This is a genomic window from Nonomuraea sp. NPDC052634, from assembly GCF_040678535.1.
GTDB classification, from domain to species: domain Bacteria; phylum Actinomycetota; class Actinomycetes; order Streptosporangiales; family Streptosporangiaceae; genus Nonomuraea; species Nonomuraea fastidiosa.
Genome location: NZ_JBFATY010000003.1, coordinates 93,324 through 112,229, shown reverse-complemented (window position 1 = coordinate 112,229; position 18,906 = coordinate 93,324). Strand labels below are relative to the sequence as shown.

Below are 18,906 nucleotides of genomic sequence, written 5' to 3'. Positions count from 1 at the left end.
GACGGCCGGGCCTCGCAAGGGGCCCGGCCGTCCGGCTCGCGTGAGGTCCGGCGTCCGGCTCGCGTGAGGCCCGGCCGCCGCCCGGTCAGCCCTCCATGCGGTTGCGGATGCGGTCGAGCTCGCCCATCGCGTCCTCGAACATGCGGTTGGCGACCGACTCCGCCCGCCGTACGAGCTCCATCTGGCTCTCGGGGTCGGTGGCGAAGCGCATCGGGTTGTTCTCGCCGAACTCCTCCTCCATCACCTCCGACAGCTGCCGCTGCAGGTCGGCGGCGGCCTCCTCGAAGGCCCGCTTGATGCGCTCGGCCAGCTCGCCTGAGGTCAGGCGCATGGCCTTGGGGTGCAGGATCAGATCCTTCAGCCCCGTCTGGCCCATCTCCACGGTCACCAGGCCGTCCTCGTCCTGCGCGCGGCCCACGAGGCCGCCCAGCGTCTCCTGCAGCGCCGCGACGCGGGCCATCCGGGACTCGGAGTCCTTCACCAGCTGGTCGATGTCGATGCCGCCGAAGTCACTCTCGATCATGCGGTCGTTCAACCCTCTCGTATACGGGGATCAGCCGGACAGGCCGCGGATCCAGGTGTAGACGTCGAGCACGCCGAGCGCGAGCGGGAACAGCGCGATGAGCAGGATGACGTCCACGATCTCGCCCGCCCGGCCCCAGAACGGCGACAGCCGCCCGGACGGCAGCCACAGCCCGAGCCCGACGACCAGCATCGACAGCCAGAGCAGCGCCATCACCACGGCCGCCGCGCCGACGGTGCCCGCGCCCGCGCTGAGCGCGACCGCCATCGCGCCAAGCCCGGCGAGCCCGGTGCACAGCAGCCAGAGCCGCTGCCCGAGGCCGCCGAACACGCGGGCGCGCAGCAGCAGCACCAGGCAGAGCACGACGGCCATCGAGCCGGACATCCAGCCGGGCTCGGTGACCAGGAAGATCAGCGCGCCGATCGCGGTCATGGCGATGCCGGCCACCATGCCGGTGGCGTACCGGCTGGCCTGGGCGGTGCGGGCCAGGATGCCCTCGCTGTCGATGCGCTGGTTGTCGGAGCGCAGCTCCTCGGCGTTGGTGGGCAGCGGCGGCAGCGGCACCCTGGCGATCTTGAACGACAGGGTCGGGATGAGCGGGCTGAGCGAGATCAGCACGGTCACGGTCATGGCGGCGGTGCCCTCGGCGGGCACGCCGAACACCATCACCATGGCGGCGGCGATCGCTCCCGCCAGGGCGGCGATGGCCGTGCCGAGGAAGCCCGCCACGCCGTCGGCGACGACCGTGCCGCCGATCGTGGCCACCAGCGCCGTACAGGCCATCGCGGCCAGCAGGTGCGGCGCGCCCACCCCGGACAGCGTGGCGCCGCTCATGAGGCCGTACAGGCCCGCCACGAAGGCGTACGGCAGCGCCGCGTACCCGATGAGCGCGCCGGCCGATGAGTCGCCCACGGCCCGCGACAGCGCCGCGCTGACGCCGATCAGCAGCAGCGCGAGCATGCCGGCCACCACGGTCACGCCCAGCGGCTCGCTGGCCGACAGCATCAGCGCGGGCACGCCGAGCACGAGCAGCACGGTCGCGGCCCCGGCGCCCAGCAGCCTGGTGTGGCGGCCCTCCCACTTGCCGGTGCTCTCCGAGACGCCGGTCGCGACCACGTCGGCCACGTCGTCGTAGAGCGCGGGCGGCAGCGCCGCCTCGCGCGGGCGCAGGTAGAGGATCTCGCCGTCCAGCACGCCCAGCGCGCTCAGCGTCTGCCCGAGGTCGAACGGCGCGCCGCCGAGCCGCTGCAGCACCCAGCCCGGTGCGGCGGCCGCTTCGCCGTCCGCCTCGCCGACCGCGCGCAGCAGGCCGGGCAGCACGTGCGGCAGCGGCACGTCGGCGGGCAGCGCCAGGTCCACCCTGCGGCGCGGCGCGACGATCGTGACGTGGCACAGCGGGGCCAGCGGCGCGTGCGGCCGGGGCTGCCCGCCCTGCCCGACCTGCCCGCCCGGTCCTGCCGGTGGCATGGGCGGCATGGGCGGCACAGGTCGCATCGGCTGCATCGGCTGGTGGGCGAGCGAGGTCACGACCACTCCAGAGGCTGGCTGGCTAAATCCGACATGGCGAACATATAGGGACGGCGTCTCTGGTAAGAAAGTGTCTCAGGTGACAGGAGGGTTGTCCCGCCAGTGAGCATCGTTGTCGTACGGCGGCCAGAACGCCGCCCGAGTCCTCAGCCACCGCGCGGAGAGATCCTTCTGGAGTCGCCGCCCGAGATCCCCGAGGTGCAGCCGGCCGGCTTCACCGGCGTCCTGATGTACGTGCCCATGCTGGCCGGCGCCGCCGCCATGGGACTGATGTTCACCGCCGGCGGCAATGCGAACCCCATCATGTACGTGGCCAGCGGCCTGTTCGCCGTCTCCATGGTGGGCATGACGATCGGCCAGCTCGGCCGCAACTCGGGAGAGCGCAAGAACCGGCTCAACGGCCTGCGCCGCGACTACTTCCGCTACCTGTCGCAGATCCGCAAGCGGGTCCGCAAGGCCGCGCTCCAGCAGCGCGAGGCACTGGAGTGGAGCGGCCCGGCACCGGACACGCTGTGGTGGGTGGCCATGGGGCCACGCCTGTGGGAGCGCAGGCCGCGCGACGACGACTTCGCCACCGTACGCCTGGGCACCGGCGTGCAGAAGCTGGCCGTGCAGCTCGTGCCGCCCGACACCAAGCCGGTCGAAGACCTCGACGCGCTGACCGCGGGCGCGCTGCGCCGCTTCGTCAGGGCGCACTCCACGGTGGCCGGGCTGCCGGTCGCGGTGGCGCTCAACTCGTTCGCCAGGATCCGGCTCACCGGCGAGCCGCGGGCGATGCGCGCCCTGGTCAGGGCCATGATCGCGCAGCTCGTCACCTTCCACTCCCCCGACGACATGCGGGTCATGGTGTGCGCGAGCGGCGAGTGGATGCCGCACTGGGACTGGGTGAAGTGGCTGCCGCACGCGCTGCACCCCGACGAGGTGGACGCGGCGGGCAAGGTGCGGCTCATGGCCGAGAACATGAGCCACCTCGACAAGCTCGTGGGCGACGAGCTGAAGGAGCGGCCCAGGTTCCGGCCGAACGCGGGGGCCGACGCGCTGCCGTACCACGTGGTGATCGTGGACGGCGGGCACGTGCCGCACGACTCGCAGCTCGGCACGGACGCCATCCAGGGCGTCACCGTCATCGACCTGTCGGACGCGACGGGACCGGTCGAGGAGGCCGCCACGCTGCGGCTGGACATCCAGCCCGACGGCTTCCACATGGTGAAGATCGACCACACCGGCAAGCGCACATCGACCCGGCTCGGCGACCCCGACCGCCTCGACTACGCCAGGGCCGAGGGGCTGGCCAGGCAGCTCGCGCCGCTGCGGATCTCGGTCGGCTCCGACGGCGAGACCCAGGACCTGCTGGGCACCAGCATGAACCTCACCGACCTGCTCGGCGTGGGCGACCCGGCGCAGATCCAGCCGGCCGTCACCTGGCAGCCCAGGGCAGGGCGCAACCGGCTGCGGGTGCCGATCGGCATCGGCTCCGACGGCCGCGTGGTCGAGCTGGACATCAAGGAGTCGGCGCAGGGCGGCATGGGCCCGCACGGGCTGGTCATCGGGGCCACCGGTTCAGGAAAGTCGGAGCTGCTGCGCACGCTGGTGCTGGGCCTGGCCATCACGCACTCGTCCGAGATCCTCAACTTCGTCCTCGTCGACTTCAAGGGTGGTGCGACGTTCCTCGGCCTCGAGGGGCTCTCGCACGTCTCGGCGGTCATCACGAACCTTGAGGACGAGCTGCCGCTGGTCGACCGCATGCACGACGCGCTGCACGGCGAGATGGTGCGGCGCCAGGAGCTGCTGCGCGCGGCCGGCAACTTCGCCTCGCTGCGCGACTACGAACGCGCCCGGGAGCAGGGCGCCGACCTGCAGCCGCTGCCGACGCTCTTCATCGTGCTCGACGAGTTCAGCGAGCTGCTCGCGGCCAAGCCCGAGTTCATCGACCTGTTCGTGATGATCGGCCGGCTCGGTCGTTCGCTGGGCGTGCACCTGCTGCTGGCCTCGCAGCGGCTGGAGGAGGGCCGGCTGCGCGGCCTGGACACGCACCTGTCGTACCGGATCGGTCTGCGCACGTTCTCGGCCATGGAGAGCCGGGTCGTGCTGGGCGTGGCCGACGCGTACGAGCTGCCGCCCGCGCCCGGCAACGGCTACCTCAAGTACGACACGACCGGCATGACGCGGTTCAAGGCCGCGTACGTGTCCGGCCCCCACCAGGCCGAGCCCGGCCGGTCCAGCGCATCGGGCGACCAGGCGCCGATCCGCGAGATCGTCGAGTACAGCCCCGCCTACATGCCGCTGCCCGAGGTCCCCGAGCCGGAGGAGCCCGACGACGAGGACGAGACGCCGGAACCGGCCGCCGCGGGCCAGCGCAGCCTGCTCGACGTCGTCGTCTCCCGCCTGACCGGGCACGGGCCGCCCGCGCATCGCATCTGGCTGCCGCCGCTCGCCGAGCCGCCCACCCTGGCGCACCTGCTGCCACCGCTGTCGGTCACCCCCGATTACGGCCTGACCACGACCGGCTGGCAGGGCCGGGGCAGGCTGCACGCCGTCATCGGCATCATCGACAAGCCGTTCGAGCAGCGGCGCGACCCGTACTGGCTGGACATCTCCGGCGCGGCCGGGCACATCGGCGTGGCCGGCGGCACGCAGAGCGGCAAGAGCACGGTGATCCGCACGCTGATCACCGGCATGGCGCTCATGCACACCCCGCGCGAGGTGCAGTTCTACTGCCTCGACTTCGGCGGCGGCGCGCTCGCGTCGCTGGAGGGCCTGCCGCACGTCGGCAGCGTGGCCAACCGGCTCGACGCCGAGCGGGTCCGCCGTACGGTGGCCGAGATCGCCTCTTTGCTGGAGCGGCGCGAGCGCGAGTTCGGCGAGCAGGGCATCGAGTCGATGGCCGCCTACCGCCGCATGCGCCAGGAGGGCAAGATCGAGGGCGACGGCTGGGGCGATGTGTTCCTGGTCGTGGACGGCTGGCTGACGCTCAGGCAGGAGTTCGAGTCGCTGGAGCCGACCATCACCGACCTCGCCGCCCGGGGCCTCGGCTACGGCATCCACCTGGTGGCCGCGACGAACAAGTGGTCGGAGTTCCGGCCCAGCATCCGCGACCTGTTCGGCACCAAGATCGAGCTGAAGCTGGGCGACGCGTACGAGTCGGAGGTCAGCAGGAAGCAGGCGATGGCGGTGCCCGAGGGCACGCCGGGCCGCGGCCTGACCAAGGACGGCTTCCACTTCCTGTCGGCGCTGCCCAGGATCGACGGGGTGCAGAACTCCTCCGACCTGGCCGCCGGCGTGCGGGCGCTGGTGCAGGCCGTACGCGAGTCCTGGCAGGGCCCGTCCGCGCCGCCCGTGCGGCTGCTGCCCGCCGTGCTGCCGGTCTCGGCGCTGCCGAACGACCCCGACCGCATCCCCATCGGCATCGACGAGAACTCGCTGTCGCCGGTGCTGCTCGACTTCGACGCCGACCCGCACTTCGTGGTGTTCGGCGAGAACGAGAGCGGCAAGTCCAACCTGCTGCGGCTCATCTCCGAGCAGCTCGTCAGCAGGAAGCAGCCCAGCGAGGCGATGCTGATCGTCATCGACTACCGGCGCTCGCTGCTCGACTCGGCCGCCACGCCCCACCGCATCGGCTACGCCGCCTCGAGCGCCGCCGCCTCCAGCCTGATCAACGACGCCAAGGACGCGCTGCTCAGCCGCCTGCCCCCGGCCGACCTGACGCCCGAGCAGCTGCGCGACCGGAGCTGGTGGCAGGGCTCCGACCTGTACGTCGTCGTGGACGACTACGACCTCGTCGCGACGTCGGCGAACCCGCTGGGACCGCTGGTCGACCTGCTGCCGCAGGCCCGCGACATCGGCCTGCACCTGGTGCTGTCGCGCCAGATGGGCGGCGCGAGCCGGGCCATGTTCGACCCGGTCATCCAGCGGCTGAAGGACATGGCGACGCCCGCGCTGCTCATGTCGGGCAGCAAGGACGAGGGTTACCTGTTCGGCAACGTACGCCCGCAGCCGCTCCCGCCGGGCCGCGGCTTCCTGGTGGACCGCCGCTTCGGCTCGCGTCTGATGCAGACGGCGTTCCTGGACGCAGAAAGGGGGGCCGACCATGGCCGACCTTGAGATCCACTTCTCCGTGCTGGACCGGTGCCGCACCGCCATCAAGAAGGCGGCAGGCCAGTACCAGGACACGCTGGTCGAGCGTAATCCCGGCGAGCTGACGTACGACGCGAAGGGCGAGATCCGCAACAACCGCACGCCCATCAGCGCCGACACCTTCGGGCACCTGCCCAGCTCGGCGGGGCTCGCGTCGTCCGCCAACGCCGTCTGGAGCGCGCTCATCAGCGAGATGGACGAGGCGCGCAAGAAGCTCGCGGCCACCGAGCGAGGCCTGAGCGAGGTGGAGGAGAACATCCGCCGCGCCCACCGGGCCACCTCGTGAGCGGGTACGCCGTGGGTGATTCCGTGAGCGTCGGGCACCTGCCCGGCGGCGCCGCGCTCGACGAGATGCTGCGCAAGGTGACCGGCTCGCCGGGGTCGATCGACACGATCGCCTCGCAGTGGCGGACCTCGTCGGGCGACGTCCAAGAGTTCGGAGGCGCGCTGGCGTCGGCGGTCCAGAACGTGGCGGACGCCTGGAACGGCCGCTCGGCGGAGGCGTTCGACTCGTACATGCGCGAGTACGGCACGGCCGCGGAGAGCCTGAAGTCGGCGCTGAGCGACTGCGCCGCCTCACTCGGCGAGGCCGCCTCCGCGTTGCGCGAGTCGCACACCGAGATCTCCTCCATCTGCCGCGACCTCAACACGAACGCCGCGAATTACCGCACCCGCTACCTGGCCGATCATCCGGACGCGACCGAGGCGGACATGCGCAGCGGGCTGTCGGCGCTGGTCGAGCGGGCCAAGAAGGACGCCAAGCCGTGGGTGGACTCGGCCGAGGCGGCCGTCTCCAAGGCCAAGCAGGACATCGATCGCCACCTGCGCGACCGCAAGCTGACCTTCCGCGCCATCCCCGACGTCACCAAGCAGGAGTTCGTCGCCGAGAAGGGCCCGAACCTCGACTGGGTCGCCGACCCCGACTACCGGCCCGACGGCGGCGTCTCCGTGCAGGGCGGCCGGGGCGCGCCGGTCACCACCGCTGGGCACTCGGGTGGCTTCTCCGGTTACGGGCCCAGCGGCCCGCCACCTCCCGGCGGCGGCGCCGCGCCGCCCGAGCGGGTCAGGGAGTGGATCGAGGAGGCGGTCAGGATCCTCGCCGCCAGGGGCGTGCCGACGTCCAAGATGAACGTCAACGACATCTGGCTGATCATCCAGCACGAGTCCGGCGGGAACCCGCACGCCATCAACAACTGGGACTCCAACGCGGCCAGGGGCACGCCGTCCAAGGGGCTGATGCAGACGATCGACCCGACGTTCAACGCGTACGCGCTGGACGGGCATCGCAACATCTACGACCCGGTGGACAACATCATCGCGGGCGTGCGGTACGCGATCGCCAGGTACGGGTCCGTCTCGAACGTGCCCGGTGTGGTGAACACCAAGAACGGCCTGGGCTACGTGGGCTACTGACCCCTGCGTGTTCCTGGCGACGGGACGCGCCCTGGACACCATGACGCCCCCTGGGCCGGTCGCTCACCGGCCCAGGGGGCGTCACCGTCAGGAGTGGCGTCAGTTGCAGTTGGCCCAGTCGCTGCTCGACCTGCCCGAGCCGACGTAACCGGAGATGCGCACGCACTTGCCCTTGGCGCTCACCTTCACCGGCCCCGCGTAGTACTCGAAGTTGCCGTTGTCGGACTGGGTGCCGCCGCCCTGCGCCTCGAGCGTGACGCCGGTCGGGGTGCTCTTGCCGACGTCCGCCGTCTTGATGGTGACCGCGCAGTTCTGGCCGGTGCTGTTGTTCCAGAGCTGGTACGTCACACCGCCGGAGAACGAGATCGACCGCTGCACCGAGAACCCGGAGCCGCACACCTGCGTGGCCGTGTACGGGTTCTTGACCGGCGTGGACGGCTTCGCCGTGGTCTTCGTCGGCGCCGGCTTGGCCGTCGTCCTGGTCGGCTCCGGCTCGGGCTCAGGCTGCCGCGTCGGCTGGACCGGCTTCCTGGTCGGCGTCTTGGTCGGCGTCTTGGTCGGCGTCTGGGTGACGGTCTTGGTCGGCGTCGGCTGCACCGTCTTGGTGACGGTCGCCCGCGGCTTGGCCGTCTGCGTGGCCGTACGCTTCTTCGTCGGCTGTGCCCGCTGCGTCACCGTCACCGGCGGCTGCGTCGGAATCGTGACCGGCTGCGACGGCAGCGGGGCCGGGGTGGTCGGCGCCGAGGTCAGCTCGGGCACGTCAGGCGTGGCCGACGACCACTCGGTGGGCAGCACGAGCGGGCCCACGTCGTTGGGATCGCCGCTGGCCGCCCACGGGACGGTGGCCTCGGCGGTCGCCTGCGGGTTCCCGGGGCCGCCGGTGCTCTGCGGCGCAGGGGGCGTCGTGGTGGCGGTGGGCGTGGGGATGGCGTCGCTGTTCGCCTGCTGCGCCACCAGGGACGGGTCGACCTGCTGGAGGCGTACGTACCGGTTGGCGCCCCACAGGCCCACGGCGGAGACCAGCGCCACCGTGGCGACACCCGCGATCAGCCCCAGCGGCAGCCCCCTGCGCGGAGCGGGCGACCCGGGCTTTTCGATCCTGATCTGGGCGGGCGGCTGCGGCGGGTCGGACTCCGGCGGCCCCCACATGGTGGCCTCGGGCGTGGCGGGATGGCCCTGATGGCCCTGGGCGTGCACGTGCGGCTCCAGCCCGCCTGGGCCGGGCATGCCCGGCCCGGCCTGCGGCGGCACGTTCGGCGGGCCCTGCATGGGCGAGCCGTGCATCGGCGGCATGGGCGGGCCCTGCTGCGCTCCCTGGGGCGGCGGGCCCTGCATCGGCGGCCCCTGAAGGGGACCGGCCTGGGCGGGCACGTGCGGCGGCATCGGCGGACCCTGCGGGTGGCCCTGCGGCGGCACCGGCATCGGGCCTCCCTGACCGTGCGGCGGACCCTGGTACCGGCCCTGCGCAGGCATGCCCTGCATCGGGGGGCGGGCGATCGGCACGCCCTCAAGCGGCGGGCCGTCGGGGGCCGGCCGGGGCGCGGGCGGCTGGGGCGCCTCCGCGCCGGGCTTGCCCTTGCCGGCTGCAGGCGGCTGCTGCGGCCCACCCGCCGCAGGCGCCTCCGCCCCACTCGCCGCAGGCGCGTCCGGCTTGGCGGCCGCAGGCTGCTGCGCCCCGCTGACCGGAGGCGTCCCCGGCTTGCTTGCCGCAGGCTCCTCCGCCCCACTCGCCGCAGGCGTCCCCGGCTGACCCGCCGAAGGCGACCCCGGCCCGTTCGCCGCAGGCGGCTTCCCGTTCGGTGCGGACTCGGGGGACTTGGCGGTGGCCGCCTTGGTCGCATCCGCGGCGACTCCGGCGGCCGCCGCAGACGCGGACTTGGGCTTGGCGGCCGAGGCCGGCTTCGAGCCGTTCGGGGCGGGGACGTCGCCGAGTACCTGCATGAGCGCGCTGTACGTGGTCGGCCGGTCCCCGACCTCCTTGGTCAGGGCCGACAGCAGGACCCGGCGCAGCGGCTCGGCCTCGATGGCCACGTCGGGCTCGCCGTTCAGCGTCGCTTCCTCGTCGGCGAACGGCGGGCGCCCGGTGCCGGCGTACACGATGGTGGCGGCCCAGGCGAAGACGTCGGCGTAGGGGCCGTACTCGAGGCCCTTGAGCTGCTCGGGAGCCTGGTAGGCGGGGTCGCCGGCGGGGTCGCCGATGGCGGCGTCGGTGACGCGCGGCCCGTCGGGGCTGAGGATCACGTTGTGCGGGGTGAGGGCGCGGTGCGCCAGGCCGGCGAGGTGCACGGCGGACAGCGCAGTCAGTACGCCGACGGCCACGCGTTCGAGCGCGTCGCCCTTCAGCGGCTCGCCGCCGGCGACGGTCTCGGCCAGGCTCTTGCCTTCGACGTACTCGCGCACGATGTACGGCCGGTCGCCGAGGTAACCGGCGTCGAGCACTCTCGCCACGTACGAGCTGGAGACCCGCTTGACCCCGAGGTACCGGTCGAGCTCGCGCTCGGAGTCAGGCTCGGCGGGGAGCAGCTTGATGGCGACCTTGGGCGCGTCCTCGGACTCATGCCCGAGGAAGACCTCCCCTCTCGGCCCCTCTCCCAGCAGCCCGACAATGCTGAAAGCGCCGATCCGCTCTGGATCCCCAGGGCGCAAAGGGTGCATGCCCGAACCTTTCACCAGCAAAGCATGATTGATCACATTGAACCAGATCCGTCACATCAGCATCAGGCGTTTCGGACGCTGGTCAACAAAACGCAGTGCCGTTTTCTTGCAATCGCAGTCATCAGGCCGACAACTTCAGCGCGGTAATGCGGAGGATCGCGGCCGCAACAGCGCCCTGACGGCACCTCGCCCAGCGCGCCGATCGCGCCTCAGCCGTACGCCCCACTCGCGATCACGTCGAACGTCCGGGACGCCATCCCCTCCTGCGCCCCATCGGAACCACCACCCGCAACGCCAGCACCAGCAGCGCCAGCCCCACCGCGCAGACCGCGATGACCACGGCCAGCTCGATCGCCTTGTGGTCGACGGGCGCGGCCTTGGTGACGGCGCTGCTCGGGAGCGGGCTCGGCGGTGGCGGCGCGACGACGGGCGCGTTCTCTGGCTCGAACGGCAGGACCGCGCTCACCGCCTGCATCGGGTTGACCATGCCGGCCCCCTTGCCCGCGCCGGTGGCGCCGTCGGCGGTGGCGATGATGCGCCGGCGTACCTGCGCCTGGTCGAGCGTGGGATAGCGGGCCCTGACGAGCGCGACGACGCCCGCCACGTACGGCGCCGCGTAGCTCGTACCGTCGAGCCCCTTGAAGTAGGAACGGCCGGGCCAGGTCGAGACGAGGTTCTGGCCCGGCCCGAGCACCGACACGGGCGTCTCTTTGTTGGAGAACTCGCTCAGGGCGCCGTCCGGCCCCGCCGCGCCCACCGCGAGCACGCCGTCGTAGCTGGCCGGATAGGCGGGCGAGGGCGTGCCGTCCCTGCGGGATACGTTGCCGGCCGCGGCGACGATGACCGCGTCCTTGGCGAGCGCGTACCGTACGGCCGCTTCGAGCGCGGGGTGGTCGAGGGTCTTGCTCGACACGTTGATGACCTTGGCGCCCTGGTCGGCGGCGGCCTTGATGCCCTTGATCAGGAGCTCGGTCTTGCCGTCGGTCTCGGAGTCGGTGAACTTGTACGACAGCAGCCGCACTCCGGGGGCCATGCCGTGGAACAGCACGCCCCTGACGTACTGGGCGCCGATGATGCCCGCGACGGCGGTGCCGTGGCCGACGCAGTCGTTGTAGCCGGAGCCGACGAGGTCGGCCTTGCCGGCCAGGCGGAGCTGCGGATGGGTGAGATCGACGCCGGTGTCGATGACCGCGACGGTGACGTTCGCACCGGTGGACAGCGACCAGACGCGTTTGGGGTCGAGCCGCTTCTGTGCCCAGGACTCGCCGACCTCGACCGTGCCCCTGGGCGGGTTGCACCGGTCGGGGGCCGCGACGGCGGGAACGAGCGGAGCCTGCAGGGCGAGCATGCTGGCCAGGAGGGCGCGACCAATCATGGAGAAAAAGGGTAGCCCGCCCGATTCGCCGCAAAGCTACGTTCAGCCGGTATCCGATCGGCACAAAACGATCAAGCCGAATTCAGATCCGGTTCCGCGAACGGCAAGAAGCCCCGGCCACTTCGCCAGGGCCTCTTGCGTTGATCATTTCGTGGCGGACTCGATGTTCTGCCGGTAGGTCCCGATGACCCGAGCCGCCTCCTGCAGCTCCTCCGTCATCCGCTGGAATGCCGTGCGGTAGTTCTGCCATGCCTGCTGGAAGCGCTGCGCCCCGGGGCCCGTCCACGCGGTGCCGACCTTCGCGGCCTCACGGTCGAGCGCGGTCATGGTGGTGCGGACCGCCTCCGACTGCTGCGTGAACTGGCTGGACATCTGCTGCATTTCCGCGAGGTCGCCGCCGAACATGCTCTGGCTCATGCATACCCTCCTGGGGAACCTGTGAAAGCGCCCTCACCCTAAGGAAAGGCCACCGCCCGTCGCCGGAGATATGCCAAGCGGCTATGGTCTACCCGAGGAATGCTCGGATCTCATGGGATACCGCCCGCACCTTCAGGAAGCCGGGATGACCAGCGGCGACAGGGTCTGCTCCCGGACGCCTGAGCCGGGCGCGTCCCGGGGCAGGATGCTCGACGCGAACGACGGCGCGCACGCAGGGGCCGCCGAACCTAGCAGGAAGGACGAGAGCCGGTGCGGAAGGTTCTGATCGCCAATCGCGGCGAGATCGCCGTGCGGGTGGCACGCGCGTGCAAGGACGCAGGCATCACCAGCGTGGCCGTCTACGCCGACCAGGACCTCGACGCCCTGCACGCCAAAGTCGCCGACGAGGCGTACGCCCTCGGCGGGCGCACCCCTGCCGAGACCTACCTCGACGCGGGCAAGCTCCTCGACATCGCACGCCGCAGCGGTGCCGACGCCGTCCACCCCGGCTACGGATTCCTCGCCGAGAACGCCGGCTTCGCCCAGGCCGTCATCGACGCCGGTCTCATCTGGATCGGCCCGCCGCCCGCCGCGATCGCCGCGCTCGGCGACAAGGTGCAGGCCAGGCACATCGCGCAGAAGGTCGGCGCGCCGCTGGTCGCGGGCACCAAGGACCCGGTGAGCGGGGTCGCCGAGGTGCTGGCGTTCGCCGAGGAGCACGGCCTGCCGATCGCCATCAAGGCCGCGTACGGCGGCGGCGGGCGCGGCATCAAGGTCGCCCGCAGGATGGAGGAGGTCGCCGAGCTGTACGAGTCGGCCGTCCGCGAGGCGGTGGCCGCGTTCGGGCGCGGCGAGTGCTTCGTCGAGCGCTACCTCGACCGGCCCCGCCACGTCGAGACCCAGTGCCTGGCCGACGCCCACGGCAACGTCGTCGTGGTGAGCACCCGCGACTGCTCGCTGCAGCGCCGCCACCAGAAGCTGGTGGAGGAGGCGCCCGCGCCGTTCCTCACCGACGCCCAGCTCGACGTCCTCTACTCCAGCTCCAAGGCCATCCTGAAGGAGGCGGGCTACGTCGGGGCCGGCACCTGCGAGTTCCTCGTCGGCCAGGACGGCACCATCTCCTTCCTGGAGGTCAACACCCGGCTCCAGGTCGAGCACCCCGTCACCGAGGAGGTCGCGGGCATCGACCTCGTACGCGAGATGTTCCGCATCGCCGACGGCGAGCCGCTCGGCTACGACGACCCGGCGCTGCGCGGCCACTCCATCGAGTTCCGCATCAACGCCGAGGACGCCGGCCGCGGCTTCCTGCCCTCCCCCGGCACGCTGACCACGCTGCGCGCGCCGTCCGGGCCCGGGGTGCGGCTCGACTCCGGTTACGAGGCGGGCATGACGGTGCCGGGGACGTTCGACTCGCTGGTGGCCAAGCTGATCGTCACCGGCCGTACGCGGCAGGAGGCGCTCGAACGCGCCCGCAGGGCCCTCGCCGAGTTCGAGATCACCGGCATGCCGACCGTGCTGCCGTTCCACCGGGCCGTGGTCACCGACCCGGCGTTCACCTCCGAGCCGTTCTCGGTGCACACGCGGTGGATCGAGACGGAGTGGGAGAACACGGTGGCCCCGTACGAAGGGGACGTCGCGACCGCCGAGGAGACCCCCAAGGAGACCGTGACGGTCGAGGTGGGCGGCAAGCGGCTGGAGGTCGTGCTGCCCGCCGGGCTCGGCGCGTCCGCACCCGCGCCGGCCGCCCGCGCCAAGGCGCCGAGGCGCGCCGGCGGAGGCGCGAAGAAGCCCGCGGCCGGCGGCGACGCGCTGGTCAGCCCCATGCAGGGCACGATCGTCAAGGTCGTGGCGAACGACGGTGACACGGTGAACGAGGGCGACACCGTCGTGGTCCTGGAGGCCATGAAGATGGAGCAGCCGCTGGCCGCCCACAAGTCCGGCACGGTCACCGGGCTGACGGCGGCGGTCGGGCAGACGGTCAGCTCGGGCGAGACGATCTGCGAGATCAAGGACTCCTGACCGTACGTACGGGACTCCACGGCTTCCACGGAGAGCGTCCCCCGGCGGAGGGTTTGGCCGGGGATCGACCCTGCCCGGACCCAACCGGTGCCAGGCTGTTGCGCCACGGAGCGCTCCTGCGCGGCTCCGGACGGGTAGCGTGCCTCTTGAGGAACTTTGCCGACCGCCCATTCGTCCTCAAGGGCGAAGGAGGCTTGCTGCCCATGACCCATTCGCTGCGCCGAGCAGGGGCCGCGTTCGCGGCTCTGATCGCCGGTCTTATCGTCGTTCTTGCGCTTTCCCCTGCCGCCAACGCGGCGGCTCCCCCGGATGCCGACACCGTCGTGTCCAACTGGAAGAAGGCGCCGCTTTATGTGGTGGCCGGCTCATCCTTGTCGTCCGGCCAGGAGAGTGAGATCAACGACGCGCTCAAGGACGCTGACACCAAGATCTACGCTGTGGCGCTGCCCGATGGCACGATTGACCAGTCCAATGTCAGGACTTACATGAGCCAGCTCAGCTCCGCGTTGAGCAAGGCGGGACGTCCTCGTGCGACCATCGCCGTCCTCGACGGCACGACCCTTTTCGCCGGTTCGAGCGCCCTGCGCACCGGTGTCGCCGGTGAGCTGGCCAACCTCGCCGTCAACGCCAACTCGGGCGACGTCGTGGCCGGCATGAAGGACTTCGCCAACCGCGTCGACATGGCCGCCAAGGGCGACCGTTCGGCGCTCGACAGCGGCAGCCAGGCCGACCCCGGCTCCGGCGGCACCGGAGCGCTGATCGCACTCGGCGCGCTGGTCCTCGTCGGCGGTGGCGGCTACTTCCTCTACTCCAGCAAGCAGAAGAAGAAGCGGGCCATCCAGGAGGCCAAGGAGCTGGAGGCGGTCAAGCAGACCGTCGAGGAGGACGTCACCAAGCTCGGCGAGGAGATCACCGCCCTCGACACCGACGTCAAGCTGGCCGGTGAGGGCGGCAAGCACATCGACGAGTGGCAGACGGCGCTCGACGCGTACGAGAAGTCGAAGACCCAGCTCGCCGGCGTGCAGCGGGCCGAGCAGATCCGTGAGGTCACCCAGACGCTCGAAGACGGCCGTTACGCGCTCGCGGTGGTCAAGGCCAAGGTCAACAACGAGCCGGTGCCCGAGCGCCGGGCGCCCTGCTTCTTCAACCCGCAGCACGGCCCGTCCGTCCGCGACGTCCGCTGGGCTCCGCCCGGTGGCACCGTCCGCGACGTGCCCGCCTGCAAGATGGACGCCGAGGCGGTCGAGCGCGGCTTCGACCCGCAGATGCGCGAGGTCATGGTCGACGGCCAGCGCCGGCCCTACTACGACGCGGGCCCGGCCTACCAGCCCTACGCCTACGGCTACTACGGCGGCTTCGGCGACATCATGACCGGCATGTTCATCGGCACCATGATGGGCAGCATGCTGAGCGGCGGCTGGGGCATGGGCGGCTACGGCGCCGGTTACGCCGAGGGTTACGCCGACGCCGGCGGTGACTTCGGCGGTGGCGGCGACTTCGGCGGCGGCGGCTGGGGTGACTTCGGCGGCGGAGGCGACTTCGGCGGCGGAGACTTCGGCGGCGGCGACTGGTAATCCGCCCGGGTCCTAGAGCACGACAGAGAAGCCCCGGTTCAGGTTCGCCTGAGCCGGGGCTTCCCCGTGCCGGCACACTTCGGGCTGCGGCGGACCGACGCTCCAGGCGGCGAGCCGACACTTCGGGCGGCGGGTCGAACCGTAGACGCCGCACGAATCGCCGGTGGAGCACACCGTCTTGCCGGCAGCGTTGCGGAAGGCCGGGAGGTCGTGCGTGACGGGTCGGCCGGCGGATCGCACTCAGACGTCCTCGGCCTGGCCCCGGCCTCAGTTACCGCTTGAGTGGCTGGTGGAAGCGGACCGTGTTGCCGGCGGGGTCGCGGAAGGCGGCGTCGCGGACGCCGTAGGGGCGGTCGATGGGCTCCTGGAGGACTTCGGCGCCGGTGGCGCGGACGCGCTCGAAGTCGGCGTCGAGGTCGTCACTACTGAAGACGATCATCGGCAGGACGCCCTTGACGAGCAGTTCGCGCAGCGCGTCGCCGTCCTCCTGGGAGCGGCCCGCGTACGGGCTGGAGAGCACCAGCTCGGGCCCGCCGTGCACCGGGTCGGACAGGCTCACCCAGCGCTGCTGCCCGGGCCCGTTGTCGCCGGTGACCTTGAAGCCGAGCGCGTCGCGGTAGAAGGCGATCGCCTCGTCCATGTCGTCCACGGTGATGTGACAGTACTGAAGTGCGAGAGTCATGCCGCCACGCTAGGAGGCGCCGCCCCGGGGAGGCTTCTTCAAAGCTGACCGCTTCACGATCACCGTGCCGGCGCGCCGCTGCCGTTCGCGGCGCCGTTTCCGGTCGTACGGGACAAAACGGCCTGGCGCTGTCGGGGGTGGCCTGCAGAATGGCGGATGTGATCTATCTTGCCGAGGGTGAGCGGGTGGCGCTGCGCTACCTGTGCCTGCAGGACTACGAGGAGCTGACGGCCCTGCACAGGGAGAGCGCCGAGATGCTCGCCCGCTGGATGCCGGGCCCGCCCATCGTCACGTACGAGGCTTTCGTGAGCTACCTGTCCAGGTTCGACGGGCCGGCGAACGAGGGTTTCCTGATCTGCCGGCGCGACACGGGCGCGATCGTCGGCCGGGTCAACGTCAACGACATCATCAGGGGCACGCACCAGAGCGGCACCATCGGCTACTGCGCGTTCGCCTCGACGACCGGCCGCGGCTACATGACGGAGGGCCTGCGGCTGCTGGTGAGGCACGCGTTCGGCGAGATGGAGCTGCACCGGCTGGAGGCGAACATCCAGCCGCGCAACACCGCCTCGATCAACCTGATCAAGCGGGTCGGGTTCCAGCGGGAGGGCTTCTCGCCGAGATTCCAGTTCATCGACGGCGCCTGGCGCGACCATGAGCGCTGGGCCCTCACGGTGGAGATGACATGAGAGAGCCGGCCCGGGTGCTGCTGCTCGACCACGGGTGGCGGTGAGCGAGCGCGGCTGGACGCGCGAAGGGCGCCACCCGGGCTCGCCTCGCTGCTGGGACGCCGCATCGCCCGCCTGCGGATCGTCAGGTCGTGGGAAGGAGGGTGCCCAGGGGGCCGAGGTCGAGGTTGAGGTCCTCGGGCGTGAGGTCGAAGCGCTCGCACAGGTCGGCCATGGCCTCCTCCAAGCGCATCAGCGTGACGCCGAGCGTCTCGATCTGCTCGTCCGTCAGGCTGCCCTCCTCCATGCGGCGTACGCACTGGCGCTCCACGAGCTGGCGGACCAGCTCGATGATGGTGAGGACGAGGCGGGACAGGTCGCGCTCGACCGTCTCAGGGTCGGCGGTGATGCGCCGGCATGGTGCCTCCATGGTGACCGTCACAGGCTCCCTTCCAGCTCGTCGACCGAGGCGATGACGGCGTTCAGCGAGATGCGGACGAGGTCGATGTCGGCGATGGACAGCACGAGGTCGCCGGTCAGCACCACGCCGCCGGCGAGCAGCCGGTCCAGCAGGTCCACCAGCGCGATCCGCTCAGGGGGGAGCTGCTCCAGCGCCACCACGTCCCGCATCACGCCTCCCCAGCCGCGCTGTCGCGGATCACGCCGTCTCCATGACCGTGAACGAGTACGGCGCCCACGGGCCGGTCAGCCTGACCTCGACGCCGTCGCCGCCCAGCGTGCCCGCCAGCTCGGTGAACTCCGCGGCGCGCGCCTCGTCCACCAGGTACGCGCCGTTCAGCAGCATCCAGTCGTTACGGCCGGACAGGCGCGGGTCCTGGGGGCGGTGGCGGCAGCCGTCGGCGGCCAGGGCCGACAGCGTGCGGTGGATGTGGTCGGCGCGGCGCAGCGCCTGCGCACGGAGCTGCTCACGACCGCGCAGGCTCGCCCGCCGCCGCTCCAGGTACGCCCGCCCCGGCCGCGATTCCCGTTCATCGCCGTTCCGGCACCGCGCCGCACGCGCCTCACCGTCCCGGTCGCGCCGGTCCTCCTCCACGGCCGCCCCGCCGGACGACACGGCGGCGCCGGAGCCTGCCCGTTCGGAGGCGTCCGTCGCGGCGGCGGCGCGCGCAGTCGGGCCCGTCGCCGGGCGGCCGACCGCGGTGAGCTCGGCCGCGGCGGGTTCGGGCACGGCGGGTTCGGGCGCGGCGGTGTAGACCTTGACGCCCCATTCCTGGCGGCCCGTCACGTGGGACAGCACCCGCTGGAACGCATCCCCGCGCCGTTCCAGCAGGTCCACCACCTGGTCGTCGCCCGCGTAGACGGTGACGAGCCGGACCGGCGCGGTGGTGGTGACGGCGGCGACCGCGTCGACCACGCGGTGGTGGGCGCGGGCGGTCTCGGCCAGCCAGTCCAGATCCTCCAGGGAGCGCCGCAGCGGCTCCTCGCCGAAGCTGTCGAGCGGCACCGTGCTCACGTACGCCACGAGCCCGTCGTGGACGATGGTCCGCACCGGCGCCCCCGACACGCCGGAAAGGATCTCGCCGACCGGCAGCGGCTCGCGGGCCACCGCGTACAGGTACGTGCCGTCAGCCATGGTCCGCCTCCCGTCCCTCGGCGATGGCCAGGCGGCGGCGCAGCCTGCGGTTCTCCTCGACCAGCTCGCGGTCCCGGCCGGAGAGCCAGGGGTCGTGCGCCCACCAGTCGATGCCCAGCTCCCTGGCGGTGTCCACGGACGCGATCAGCAGCCGCAGCTTGATCGTGAGCAGCTCGATGTCCAGCAGGTTGACCCGGATGTCCCCGGCGATGACGATGCCCCGGTCGAGCACGCGCTCCAGGATGTCGCCGAGGTTGGCGGGCTCGCGGTTGCTGGGTCCAGCACCGTACGAGGGGCGGACGACCGGACCGGATGAGGCCACCAT

16 protein-coding genes are annotated in these 18,906 nt (G+C 71.7%); 6 read left to right on the top strand and 10 right to left on the bottom strand.

Going from position 1 to position 18,906, the window contains the following annotated elements; all coding sequences use genetic code 11:
- Window positions 1–85: 85 nt before the first annotated feature.
- Complete coding sequence (locus tag AB0K67_RS16510) at window positions 86–523, bottom strand: YbaB/EbfC family nucleoid-associated protein (RefSeq protein ID WP_364059887.1); 438 nt, start codon at window positions 521–523, stop codon at window positions 86–88.
- Between the two features lie 30 nt (window positions 524–553).
- Window positions 554–2,050, bottom strand: a complete 1,497-nt coding sequence (eccD, locus tag AB0K67_RS16505) for a type VII secretion integral membrane protein EccD (RefSeq protein WP_364059884.1) — start codon at window positions 2,048–2,050, stop codon at window positions 554–556.
- A gap of 102 nt (window positions 2,051–2,152) precedes the next feature.
- Between eccD and eccCa the strand changes: the two genes are divergently transcribed.
- From eccCa to AB0K67_RS16490, 3 genes are read left to right on the top strand one after another with little or no spacing between them, the layout of a single operon-like run.
- A complete protein-coding gene (gene eccCa, locus AB0K67_RS16500; RefSeq protein WP_364059881.1) occupies window positions 2,153–6,151 on the top strand; it encodes a type VII secretion protein EccCa in 3,999 nt (1,332 codons plus the stop codon).
- The gene (locus AB0K67_RS16495) at window positions 6,138–6,470 is read left to right on the top strand and encodes a hypothetical protein (RefSeq protein WP_364059878.1); all 333 of its coding nucleotides are present in this window, start codon (window positions 6,138–6,140) and stop codon (window positions 6,468–6,470) included. Before eccCa ends, AB0K67_RS16495 begins: the two co-directional genes overlap by 14 nt.
- A gap of 23 nt (window positions 6,471–6,493) precedes the next feature.
- Complete coding sequence (locus tag AB0K67_RS16490) at window positions 6,494–7,597, top strand: transglycosylase SLT domain-containing protein (RefSeq protein WP_364059875.1); 1,104 nt, start codon at window positions 6,494–6,496, stop codon at window positions 7,595–7,597.
- 99 nt (window positions 7,598–7,696) lie between these two features.
- Here AB0K67_RS16490 and AB0K67_RS16485 read toward each other — a convergent pair whose 3' ends face one another.
- The 3 genes from AB0K67_RS16485 to AB0K67_RS16475 form a co-directional block, all read right to left on the bottom strand.
- A complete protein-coding gene (locus AB0K67_RS16485; RefSeq protein ID WP_364059872.1) occupies window positions 7,697–10,252 on the bottom strand; it encodes a protein kinase in 2,556 nt (851 codons plus the stop codon).
- A 232-nt stretch (window positions 10,253–10,484) separates the two neighbouring features.
- Window positions 10,485–11,627, bottom strand: coding sequence for a type VII secretion-associated serine protease mycosin (gene mycP, locus AB0K67_RS16480; protein ID WP_364059869.1), 1,143 nt, complete (start codon window positions 11,625–11,627; stop codon window positions 10,485–10,487).
- A 144-nt stretch (window positions 11,628–11,771) separates the two neighbouring features.
- Window positions 11,772–12,044 (bottom strand): WXG100 family type VII secretion target, encoded by a 273-nt coding sequence (locus AB0K67_RS16475; protein ID WP_364059866.1) that lies wholly within the window; start codon window positions 12,042–12,044, stop codon window positions 11,772–11,774.
- 270 nt (window positions 12,045–12,314) lie between these two features.
- Between AB0K67_RS16475 and AB0K67_RS16470 the strand changes: the two genes are divergently transcribed.
- Complete coding sequence (locus AB0K67_RS16470) at window positions 12,315–14,063, top strand: biotin carboxylase N-terminal domain-containing protein (RefSeq protein WP_364059863.1); 1,749 nt, start codon at window positions 12,315–12,317, stop codon at window positions 14,061–14,063.
- A 203-nt stretch (window positions 14,064–14,266) separates the two neighbouring features.
- On the top strand, window positions 14,267–15,637 hold the full coding sequence (locus tag AB0K67_RS16465; RefSeq protein WP_364059860.1) for a hypothetical protein: 1,371 nt from the start codon (window positions 14,267–14,269) through the stop codon (window positions 15,635–15,637).
- 271 nt (window positions 15,638–15,908) lie between these two features.
- Here the strand turns inward: AB0K67_RS16465 and AB0K67_RS16460 are convergent, their stop codons facing one another.
- Window positions 15,909–16,319 (bottom strand): VOC family protein, encoded by a 411-nt coding sequence (locus AB0K67_RS16460; protein ID WP_364059857.1) that lies wholly within the window; start codon window positions 16,317–16,319, stop codon window positions 15,909–15,911.
- A gap of 158 nt (window positions 16,320–16,477) precedes the next feature.
- Between AB0K67_RS16460 and AB0K67_RS16455 the strand changes: the two genes are divergently transcribed.
- The gene (locus AB0K67_RS16455) at window positions 16,478–17,008 is read left to right on the top strand and encodes a GNAT family N-acetyltransferase (RefSeq protein ID WP_364059854.1); all 531 of its coding nucleotides are present in this window, start codon (window positions 16,478–16,480) and stop codon (window positions 17,006–17,008) included.
- A gap of 124 nt (window positions 17,009–17,132) precedes the next feature.
- Here the strand turns inward: AB0K67_RS16455 and AB0K67_RS16450 are convergent, their stop codons facing one another.
- From AB0K67_RS16450 to gvpJ, 4 genes are read right to left on the bottom strand one after another with little or no spacing between them, the layout of a single operon-like run.
- Window positions 17,133–17,417 (bottom strand): gas vesicle protein K, encoded by a 285-nt coding sequence (locus AB0K67_RS16450; RefSeq protein WP_364059851.1) that lies wholly within the window; start codon window positions 17,415–17,417, stop codon window positions 17,133–17,135.
- Window positions 17,418–17,425: 8 nt separating this feature from the next.
- Window positions 17,426–17,617 carry a gas vesicle protein gene (locus AB0K67_RS16445; protein ID WP_364059848.1) on the bottom strand — a complete coding sequence of 64 codons (192 nt, stop codon included), beginning with the start codon at window positions 17,615–17,617 and terminating at the stop codon, window positions 17,426–17,428.
- A gap of 28 nt (window positions 17,618–17,645) precedes the next feature.
- Window positions 17,646–18,581, bottom strand: a complete 936-nt coding sequence (locus tag AB0K67_RS16440) for a GvpL/GvpF family gas vesicle protein (RefSeq protein WP_364059845.1) — start codon at window positions 18,579–18,581, stop codon at window positions 17,646–17,648.
- A complete protein-coding gene (gene gvpJ, locus AB0K67_RS16435) occupies window positions 18,574–18,906 on the bottom strand; it encodes a gas vesicle protein GvpJ (RefSeq protein ID WP_364059842.1) in 333 nt (110 codons plus the stop codon). Before gvpJ ends, AB0K67_RS16440 begins: the two co-directional genes overlap by 8 nt.

Coding starts and splice junctions, on each gene's coding strand:
- AB0K67_RS16510 (WP_364059887.1), bottom strand. CDS start 523: ATGATCGAGAGTGACTTCGGCGGCATCGACATCGACCAGCTGGTGAAG.
- AB0K67_RS16495 (WP_364059878.1), top strand. CDS start 6,138: ATGGCCGACCTTGAGATCCACTTCTCCGTGCTGGACCGGTGCCGCACC.
- AB0K67_RS16485 (WP_364059872.1), bottom strand. CDS start 10,252: ATGCACCCTTTGCGCCCTGGGGATCCAGAGCGGATCGGCGCTTTCAGC.
- mycP (WP_364059869.1), bottom strand. CDS start 11,627: ATGATTGGTCGCGCCCTCCTGGCCAGCATGCTCGCCCTGCAGGCTCCG.
- AB0K67_RS16475 (WP_364059866.1), bottom strand. CDS start 12,044: ATGAGCCAGAGCATGTTCGGCGGCGACCTCGCGGAAATGCAGCAGATG.
- AB0K67_RS16465 (WP_364059860.1), top strand. CDS start 14,267: ATGACCCATTCGCTGCGCCGAGCAGGGGCCGCGTTCGCGGCTCTGATC.
- AB0K67_RS16460 (WP_364059857.1), bottom strand. CDS start 16,319: ATGACTCTCGCACTTCAGTACTGTCACATCACCGTGGACGACATGGAC.
- AB0K67_RS16450 (WP_364059851.1), bottom strand. CDS start 17,417: ATGGAGGCACCATGCCGGCGCATCACCGCCGACCCTGAGACGGTCGAG.
- AB0K67_RS16445 (WP_364059848.1), bottom strand. CDS start 17,617: ATGCGGGACGTGGTGGCGCTGGAGCAGCTCCCCCCTGAGCGGATCGCG.
- AB0K67_RS16440 (WP_364059845.1), bottom strand. CDS start 18,581: ATGGCTGACGGCACGTACCTGTACGCGGTGGCCCGCGAGCCGCTGCCG.
- gvpJ (WP_364059842.1), bottom strand. CDS start 18,906: ATGGTGGCCTCATCCGGTCCGGTCGTCCGCCCCTCGTACGGTGCTGGA.